Annotated in this window: 12 protein-coding genes; 5 read left to right on the top strand and 7 right to left on the bottom strand. The window is 35.1% G+C overall.

What is annotated here, in order from left to right:
- Positions 1-44: 44 nt before the first annotated feature.
- The 5 genes from IV57_RS12515 to IV57_RS12535 form a co-directional block, all read right to left on the bottom strand.
- A complete protein-coding gene (locus IV57_RS12515; protein ID WP_057881861.1) occupies positions 45-842 on the bottom strand; it encodes a metal ABC transporter permease in 798 nt (265 codons plus the stop codon).
- 2 nt (positions 843-844) lie between these two features.
- The gene (locus tag IV57_RS12520) at positions 845-1,513 is read right to left on the bottom strand and encodes an ATP-binding cassette domain-containing protein (RefSeq protein WP_057881862.1); all 669 of its coding nucleotides are present in this window, start codon (positions 1,511-1,513) and stop codon (positions 845-847) included.
- Between the two features lie 2 nt (positions 1,514-1,515).
- Positions 1,516-2,430 carry a metal ABC transporter solute-binding protein gene (locus IV57_RS12525; RefSeq protein ID WP_057881863.1) on the bottom strand — a complete coding sequence of 305 codons (915 nt, stop codon included), beginning with the start codon at positions 2,428-2,430 and terminating at the stop codon, positions 1,516-1,518.
- 249 nt (positions 2,431-2,679) lie between these two features.
- Entirely contained in the window at positions 2,680-3,102 is a 423-nt protein-coding gene (locus IV57_RS12530) for an arsenate reductase/protein-tyrosine-phosphatase family protein (RefSeq protein WP_057881864.1), read from the bottom strand.
- Positions 3,095-3,559, bottom strand: coding sequence for a Fur family transcriptional regulator (locus tag IV57_RS12535; protein WP_057881865.1), 465 nt, complete (start codon positions 3,557-3,559; stop codon positions 3,095-3,097). The genes IV57_RS12530 and IV57_RS12535 overlap by 8 nt, the downstream gene beginning before the upstream one ends.
- 190 nt (positions 3,560-3,749) lie before the next feature.
- Here IV57_RS12535 and IV57_RS12540 point away from each other — a divergent pair, with 190 nt between their 5' ends.
- Together IV57_RS12540 and IV57_RS12545 are read left to right on the top strand one after the other, a co-directional pair.
- Entirely contained in the window at positions 3,750-4,439 is a 690-nt protein-coding gene (locus IV57_RS12540) for a VIT1/CCC1 transporter family protein (RefSeq protein ID WP_057881866.1), read from the top strand.
- A 12-nt stretch (positions 4,440-4,451) separates the two neighbouring features.
- Positions 4,452-5,156, top strand: a complete 705-nt coding sequence (locus tag IV57_RS12545) for a VIT1/CCC1 transporter family protein (protein ID WP_083488980.1) — start codon at positions 4,452-4,454, stop codon at positions 5,154-5,156.
- Between the two features lie 60 nt (positions 5,157-5,216).
- Here IV57_RS12545 and IV57_RS12550 read toward each other — a convergent pair whose 3' ends face one another.
- Positions 5,217-5,483 carry a metal-sensing transcriptional repressor gene (locus IV57_RS12550; protein WP_057881868.1) on the bottom strand — a complete coding sequence of 89 codons (267 nt, stop codon included), beginning with the start codon at positions 5,481-5,483 and terminating at the stop codon, positions 5,217-5,219.
- 167 nt (positions 5,484-5,650) lie between these two features.
- Between IV57_RS12550 and IV57_RS12555 the strand changes: the two genes are divergently transcribed.
- Both IV57_RS12555 and IV57_RS12560 read left to right on the top strand, forming a co-directional pair.
- Positions 5,651-5,974, top strand: a complete 324-nt coding sequence (locus IV57_RS12555; RefSeq protein WP_083488981.1) for a thioredoxin family protein — start codon at positions 5,651-5,653, stop codon at positions 5,972-5,974.
- Between the two features lie 162 nt (positions 5,975-6,136).
- Positions 6,137-6,406, top strand: coding sequence for a hypothetical protein (locus tag IV57_RS12560; RefSeq protein WP_057881870.1), 270 nt, complete (start codon positions 6,137-6,139; stop codon positions 6,404-6,406).
- Positions 6,407-6,445: 39 nt separating this feature from the next.
- On the opposite strand, the gene IV57_RS12565 is transcribed toward IV57_RS12560, so the two are convergent.
- Positions 6,446-6,934: an isochorismatase family protein gene (locus IV57_RS12565; RefSeq protein WP_057881871.1), complete on the bottom strand. Its 489-nt coding sequence runs from the start codon at positions 6,932-6,934 to the stop codon at positions 6,446-6,448.
- 154 nt (positions 6,935-7,088) lie between these two features.
- Between IV57_RS12565 and IV57_RS12570 the strand changes: the two genes are divergently transcribed.
- Positions 7,089-8,111: an LCP family protein gene (locus IV57_RS12570; protein ID WP_057881872.1), complete on the top strand. Its 1,023-nt coding sequence runs from the start codon at positions 7,089-7,091 to the stop codon at positions 8,109-8,111.
- The last annotated feature ends 83 nt before the right edge of the window (positions 8,112-8,194 follow it).

Raw genomic sequence — 8,194 nt, forward strand, 5'->3', positions numbered from 1 at the left:
TCAAGAAACTGTTTTGTCACAGCCTCTTTTTGAAGACAATAGCTTTAATGACTCATTTTCCAATTTTTATAGCTTAAGCCTAAGAAGTAAGCTATAACTTCAAATGATGAGATGAAGAAAGTAACGGGCCAATTAGTGACAAAGGCAAGATACAATCCTAACCAAACACCGGCCAGTGACAAACCAACGGATACCATGATCATTTTAGGAACAGTATGAACGATATATTTAGCAGTTGCCCCTGGTAATGTTAATAACACGAAAACTAGTAAGGAACCGACAATTTGGGCACCGATACTGACACTCAAGGCCAAAGTTACCAAGAAGGCAATTGACAACAAACGGGTTTTTAAACCAGCTGCTTGAGCACCAATGTGATCGAAGGAATCAAAGGATAATGGTTTGTAAAATATAATGAAGATAAGGATTACAAACAAGGCCAAGATCATTAACTGATTAACTTCTTTGGCACTGATTCCGACGATACTACCAAAGAGAATATTGGTAGCATAACTACTCGATTCCGATGATAAAGATAGGAAGAGAATTCCTAAACCGATGAATAATGACGAAATAGCACTGATAGAAGCTTCACGTCTGGATGATTCACCACTGAGGCTACCAACGGCAATGGAACTTACCAAAGTGAAAAGAATCATTCCAGCTAAAGGTGAGATTCCTACCAAAATACCAAATGATGCGCCAGCAAAACCAATTTCTGACAAAGTATGCGATAAAAATGACATGTTTCTTGAAACAACGAAAACCCCAACGATTCCGGCAGTTATTGCAATAAAGGTACTGGCAATAAAGGCTTCACGCATAAATTCATATCCAAACATAATTAACCACCCATCTCAAACATATCTTCAGAAACATCGCTGACGTTAACTTCTTCAATGGTTTTGTTCTTAAAGAAGAGGGCACGTTTGGTGTACTTTTTAGTTAACTCATAATCATGAGTGATGAAGATAACTGTTAAATTGTATTTTTGATTTAACTCTTGAACCAGATCCATCAGTTGCATTTTGACTTCAACATCAAGACTGGCAGTTGATTCATCCAAAATCAAAACTTTGGGATCATTTAATAAAGCTTGAGCTAAGTAAGCTTTTTGTTTTTCACCACCGGAGGCTAATCCTAATGGTCGATCCTTTATTTTAGTTAATTTAGTCCGTTCGAGGATATTCTTGATTAATTCATTATCCTGTCGGCGTTGGTTGGGACTGAGTGTGAATTTTAAATTCAATTTGACGAACTGTTCAATACTTAAAGGGAAGTCGAGGTCGATATTTCTAAATTGTGGAACGTAGCCGATAACTTGTCTCTGATTAACAATTAAGGTACCACTTGATTTTTTTTCTAGTCCCATTAATATTTTGACTAAAGTAGTTTTACCAGAGCCATTGGGACCAATTAAACTGAGAAAGTCACCATCGTTGATCTTGAAATTTAAATTTTCAAAAACTAATTGTTTTCCAAATCTTTTCGTTAAATTTATTGCTCTAATCAATATTATTTCTCCCTTTGTAAAATTCTATTTAAATCTCGATATTGGGATAACATCCATTGTTGATAGTTTTTATCCTTAGGGAGAGTTTCCGTAACTTTTAGAACGGGGATATGGTTCTGTTGAGCTAGTTGGACTAAATTGTTAATTAGCTTACTGTCAGTTTGACTGTTAAGAACAAAGAAGGCAATTTTATGATCTTTGATTCCTTCATGCATCTCTTTGATAGTAGTAGGAGTTGGATCAGTACCATTTTCAACGGCCTGTTCAAAACTACGATTATCTACTTTGAAGCCCATTGCTTCCAATGAATAGTCGAAAACTGGTTCACTAACGTAAACATTTTTGTTAGTAGATTCTTTAGAATGTTGTTTTAGTTTGGTCAATTCCTGTTGAGCTGGTTCAAGTGTCGCAATGTAATTTTTAGCATTTTGTTCGAAATAAGCCTTATTCTTAGGTTGTTTCTTGGCCAACTGAGCCGCTAAATAGTTAGCATAACGAGGTATGGTCTCAGGATTGTACCAAATGTGAGGGTTGTTGCCGGTTTTTTTATGCATAACATCTTCACCCACTTTGATGAAGGTGTCAGATGGTTTGGTATTATTATTCAACTTGTTCATCCAAGAATCGTAACCAAGACCATTGGCGACGGTAATATCAGCATTACTAACATTCTTGGCGGTCTGGGTGGTAGGTTCATAGTCATGTGGATCAATTGCAGGGTTGTTGATAATGGAACTAACGTTACCTTTATTACCAACAACTGCTTTAGCAACTTCACCATAGAAGTCGGTGGTAGTAACAATATTTAATTTTTGTGAAGAACTATTAACTTTTTTATTAGAGCAACCAGATAAAATGACACTAAATATAGTAAAGATTAGAATGAGTCCTAGAAACGTTTGTTTCCTTTTGACCATAAAGATACCTCCTTGGTAATAAATATCACTGCTTAATCTTAGATTAATATGCCAAAAATGTAAATGATAAATTTTACTATTTGAAAATAAACTAAAAACTATCTAGAAGATAATTGCTTTTAATTTTAAATTTGTGTCATAAATTCGAAGTGAAATATAGTCTTTTCCAACTGACAAAAATACCCCATCAATTTTAAATTGATGGGGTATTTTGTTAATTCTTGAAAGCAAACTGTATTTGTTTCACTCTTATTTTTTTTGCTCGTTAATTTGGGCGACTAAATTTAATATGTTTTGTTTAATATCATTGCGGACATCTCTTAGCGTAGCGGCTACCTCAGTATCATTTCCGGTAGTGATGATAGGATCAATTAATGACCAATGTAGCCAACGAGTATTTTTAGGGATTAGGCATTTATCGCGTGCTTCACCACAAAGCGTTACGACGAGAGAAGCGTGTTTCAGAAAGTCATTGTCAACGACCTTAGATACTTGTTGAGAAATATCGACACCATCTTCAGCCATGATTTTGACAGCTAAGGGATCAAGTTGATCTTTTCTGACGCCGGCACTTTGAATGTCCCAATTGGAAAGATACTTTTTGGCATATCCTTCGGCCATTTGACTACGAATAGAATTACTGCTGCTTAAGAAATAAATACTATTAGTCATTACTTTTAATTCCTAATTTAATCTGACATTCAGGGCATAAACCGTAAACTTCCATATGATTACCGGAAATCATATAGCCAGATAATTCAGCCGTTTTCTTTTCAAGATTTCTTTCAGTTTCATCAAATCCAGGATAGGTAACGTCAACTATCCGTCCACAATTAGTACAAATAGCGTGATAGTGTGGTGAACCAAAATAATCGTAATGGGTACTACCATCACCGTTTTGTAATTCAACTACCAAATGATGATCAACAAAAGTATTTAAAGTATTATAAATCGTCGATGAACCAATATTAGGCAATTCTTTACCCAGTCCGTCGCGAATTGTTTCCACAGTAGGATGATTATGATGGCTAACTAAATAGGCCAAGATAATATGTCGTTGTGGCGTAACCCGGAGTTTATGGTCCTTTAAGACTTGGAGTGTTTCCTCCATTACAGCGTTACTAGCCATGAGCAATCTTCCTTTCTACCTTAGAATCATTACAAGATGATTATATTACTTAATGTGTGACAATTCCAAATAAACCATCTTTTTCCAAGAAAACGGTTAATTGTTTACTTTTCTGAAAGCATGAGTTATTATGAACTCGTTAGTAAGTGAGAACCATTCCAATGTAACAAACAATTAAGGAGCGAACATTATGCCTAAAGAAAAGAAGAAACAAAGCTTAGCTGAAAAAATCAATGTTATGCGTGCCAGTGTTATGGGGGCCAATGATGGAATTGTTTCCGTTGCCGGAATCGTCGTTGGTGTTGCCAGTGCCCAAAGCAATAATCATGCTATTTTTCTATCAGGAATTGCGGGAATGTTAGCCGGAACTATTTCAATGGCGATGGGTGAATGGGTTTCTGTAAGTACACAACGTGATAGTGAAAAACGTGCTTTAGAGAAAGAATCTGCTGCGTTGGATACTAATTATGCTGGTGAAGTAAGTTTTATTAGTAATAAATATCAAACGACTGGTATTTCTGCTGAATTAGCAACTCAAGCTACCAATGAAATGTTAAGTAGTGATCCCATTGATGTGGCAGTTCGTGAAAGATATGGCTTTAATCCGAAGGAACAAACTAGTGCCATTGCGGCTGCCATGGCTTCAATGATCTCGTTTCCAACTGGCTCAATTTTGCCACTAGTATCAATTACAATGTTCCCACAAGATATTAAAATGATTGCAACTGTAATTGCTGTTATCATTGCCTTGTCCATTACCGGTTATACTGCCGCTGCCTTAGGCGGAGCCAATAAATTCAAAGCGGTTATCAGAAATGTTGTTTCAGGTTTATTAACAATGTTAGTAACTTATGCGATTGGATCACTATTTGCACATTAGTAAGGAGAAAGAATGATGAAAACTATGACTATTTCTAAACCAAAGAAACAAAAGAAAACTATGGCTGAACGTTCCAATACCTTACGTGCTGGTGTGCTTGGCTCAAATGATGGTATTTTAACAGTTGTCGGTGTATTATTCTCAGTCGCTGTTGCAACAAGTAATACTTTTACTATTTTCATTGCTGGTCTATCAGATTTACTCGCATGTGCTTTTTCAATGGCTTCAGGTGAATATGCTTCAGTTAGTTCACAGAAGGATACAGAACGTGCTGCTATTGAAAAAGAACGTGAGATGATCAAAACTAATTATCAAGACGAACTTGATGTAGTCGCTAAATATTATGTTGAACGTGGTGTTACTCAAGAAACATCTGATAAAATTGCGAAGGAACTAATGGAACAAGATGCTTTGGGGACTGTTGTTCGAGTTAAATATGATTTACAACTAGGACATTATATGAGCCCTTGGGATGCTGCTTTTTCATCATTAGTTTCCGCTGCATCCGGTGGGATTTTTCCTCTAGCTGCGATGACACTTTTGCCAGCTTCAATTCAATGGCCTGGTACAATTTTAGCCGTAACATTATCAGTTGCTTTAACAGGGTTCTTGAGCGCTAAATTAGGCGATGGACTAGTTAAGACTGCAATGGTTAGAAATATCATTGTTGGTTTGATTACTATGGCAATTCACTATTCTGTTGGTTTGATGCTATAAAATTATTATTGTTAATTTAAAAAGCCGATGAATGAGTATTAAATTTCATTCATCAGCTTTTTACTTTGTTTTTAACATTAGATCAAGTGATTTTTGCAATTCAGCCAATTGTTGCTCATCCTTACAATTACTTTTACTACGGATATTTTGAGCAATAACTAATTTCATAGCCTTGTCGACACTAGATTTGACGGCAGATAGTTGCATCAAAACTTCGTCACATGGTTTACCTTCATCCATCATTCTTAGGACAGCGTCAAGCTGACCGCGGGAACGTTTCAGACGACTAGTAATTTTTTTATTAGATTCTTCGGGCGTCTGTGACATAATTAACCTCCCAAATTGATTTATTGTTTCTAATTATACCCATGCGGGTACCGGGTAGCAAATATTTACTTTAATTTAGGTATAAAAGCTAGTGAATCAAAATATTTGCTTAATTTTACCCTAGGGGGTATATTGATTTACATAGTAAATAAGAAGGAGATTGAATGATGGCTAATATTACAGAATTATCAGATAAGACATTCAATGATGAAACAAGCAATGGTCTAGTAATCACAGACTTTAATGCAGATTGGTGTCCTCCATGTAAAATGATGAACCCAATTTTGGAGAAGCTATCTTCAACTGAACAATTAGGCGACAAGATTAAGTTTACTTCAATGAATGTGGATCACAATCCAGATACTCCTAATAACTTTGGTATCCAAGGAATTCCAACTTTTATTATCAAGAAAGACGGTAATGTAGTTGGTCGTTTAGTTGGTTATCAACCAGAAGAGAAATTCCGTATGGAATTAGAGAAGTTTATGTAAATCTTAGAACTAATAAGACAAATTAGATAAGATGAATTTGTCATTTTTGATTTAAGTAATACTTTAGTCGATACTTTCGAGTATCGGCTTTTTTTTCGATTAAAAGGTGGTATATTCATATGGAGCAAACGGTTTCAAATCTATTCAAAGGGATGATTGCACATGGCAAATTTACCCAGAACACTTAAATATATTAGTTGGTTTGAGGGAGAGACAATAACAATTGATTTTAATCGAGCAGTTGATTTTGATCCCAAGGCATACCCCAAACTAGCCCAAATTGGTCGTTGGATAGCATCAGATGATTTATCGAAATATTATTTAGTATACAAGACTGGTACGACATATCCTGATAAGACCATTAATAAAGTATTAGGAGATTTGAATTTAAATGGCTATGAATTAATTCATAGTGCAGCTACATATGCTTAGAACCATCAAAAAAAGCCGCATTAGCGACTTTTTTGATTTTTATTGAAAAGTTACAAACCGTTGATCCCAAATATGTTCAAAAAATGAAATAGTATTTTCAGCAATCATATAATCATTGTCAAAAGTAGTTGTCATATCATGTTCCATTAAAATTTTGTAACCTAAACCATGTGCCATGACAATAGAGGCATTGCAGCAATACTCCGTTTGGGCACCACAGAGTTCGATTGTGCGACTGCCTTGTTGCATTAAAACTTTATTCAAATTTGTTTGGTAGAAGGCATTGGGATGGAATTTTTCCACAACAACGTCTTCTTTTTGTTTGTCCAGTTTACCTGATAATTGCCATAAATCACTACCACGAACGATATCTTGGTCATTGTGTTGAATGAAAATTATTGGAAGGTTAGCTTGGCGGTATGCAGCGATTCGATGGTTGATTTTATGGACCAAACCAGTGAAGTCATAACTATATTGCAAAGCTTTTTGCATATCAATAACGATCAAAGTTTCTGCTAATTCTGGCATTGTAAAAGCCTCCCCTAAAAGATATATCTAATTTGAGCCTACCATTATGGTTCAAATTTTGAAAGCGATATTATGGAAATATGTCTCTAAAAAATTTGCTGAAAGTGGCCAATTCGTTTTATAATTGAAAATATAAAAATATAGGATATAAAAAATGAAAAAAATAAAAATGATTTCTATTGTAATTGGAATAATCTTATTAATAGTTTTAGGTATTGGAGGATTGTTCATTTATCGAACACAACAATCGCTTAATTCCTTAGATACAAATAAAACTAGCGTTTCAAAAAAAATTGATAATAGTAAACCATTTTCAATACTATTGTTAGGGGCAGATACAGGGACTGATGGTCGAGTTGATCGTGGTAATTCAGACACAATGATGCTGTTAACCTTGAATCCTAAAAAGAAAACAACCGTTGCTTATTCCATTCCTCGTGATGCTTTAGCAGAAATGGTTGGTGATAAGCAAAAGAATGTTCAAAAAATCAATGCTGCATATAATGTTGGTCTTTCCAAGATGGCCAAGAGTACAGTGGGTAGTATGTTAGGGGTTCCAGTTGATTATCACGTTGCTATCAATATGGAGGCCTTAGAGAAAACTGTTGATTTTGTTGGCGGTGTGACCGTCACTAGTGATCTGAAAGTATCCTTCGATGGCGTTACGATTCCTAAAGGAACACACCATTTGAATGGTAAAGAAGCTTTAACTTACGCTCGAATGCGTTATCAAGATCCTCGTGGTGATTACGGCCGCCAAATTCGTCAACAACAGATTTTAAAAGCAGTAGTTAAAAAATTGGAACAACCTAAGATCTTAGTGAAAGTTCCTGATTTGATCAAGACATTAGGCGATGACATTAGTACTGATTTGACCACAAAACAAATTGATCAAATCGTTTTGAAGTACAATGGCAGTTCTAAAAATATGAATTTTAATCAAATTCAAGGGAAGACAGCTTGGATCAATGAAAGTTCATATCAAGTATTACCAACTTCAACGATGCAAAAGGCCTCTGATAAGTTACGAGATAATTTGGATTTGAAACCAGCCACTTTGGATAATACTGAAACTAGATTAAATCTAAAGAATAAATCATTCTTCGAAAATGAAGATGATTCTGATTACAATACGTATGGTTTGGATACAACTTATTATTCTAATAATACTTATTAGAATAAAAATGACATTAATTCAAAATTAAGTCTTACTCATGATTGGTTAAAGCATAAACAAACGGAGTTGTTATTATGCTGCCG

The sequence above is a fragment of the Companilactobacillus kimchiensis genome, assembly GCF_001438805.1.
Lineage (GTDB): Bacteria > Bacillota > Bacilli > Lactobacillales > Lactobacillaceae > Companilactobacillus > Companilactobacillus kimchiensis.

Coding starts and splice junctions, on each gene's coding strand:
- IV57_RS12555 (WP_083488981.1), top strand. CDS start 5,651: ATGGCTAATATTACAGAATTATCAGATAAGACATTCAATGATGAAACA.
- IV57_RS12560 (WP_057881870.1), top strand. CDS start 6,137: ATGGCAAATTTACCCAGAACACTTAAATATATTAGTTGGTTTGAGGGA.
- IV57_RS12570 (WP_057881872.1), top strand. CDS start 7,089: ATGAAAAAAATAAAAATGATTTCTATTGTAATTGGAATAATCTTATTA.
- IV57_RS12565 (WP_057881871.1), bottom strand. CDS start 6,934: ATGCCAGAATTAGCAGAAACTTTGATCGTTATTGATATGCAAAAAGCT.
- IV57_RS12545 (WP_083488980.1), top strand. CDS start 4,452: ATGATGAAAACTATGACTATTTCTAAACCAAAGAAACAAAAGAAAACT.
- IV57_RS12525 (WP_057881863.1), bottom strand. CDS start 2,430: ATGGTCAAAAGGAAACAAACGTTTCTAGGACTCATTCTAATCTTTACT.
- IV57_RS12540 (WP_057881866.1), top strand. CDS start 3,750: ATGCCTAAAGAAAAGAAGAAACAAAGCTTAGCTGAAAAAATCAATGTT.
- IV57_RS12535 (WP_057881865.1), bottom strand. CDS start 3,559: ATGGCTAGTAACGCTGTAATGGAGGAAACACTCCAAGTCTTAAAGGAC.
- IV57_RS12550 (WP_057881868.1), bottom strand. CDS start 5,483: ATGTCACAGACGCCCGAAGAATCTAATAAAAAAATTACTAGTCGTCTG.
- IV57_RS12515 (WP_057881861.1), bottom strand. CDS start 842: ATGTTTGGATATGAATTTATGCGTGAAGCCTTTATTGCCAGTACCTTT.
- IV57_RS12530 (WP_057881864.1), bottom strand. CDS start 3,102: ATGACTAATAGTATTTATTTCTTAAGCAGCAGTAATTCTATTCGTAGT.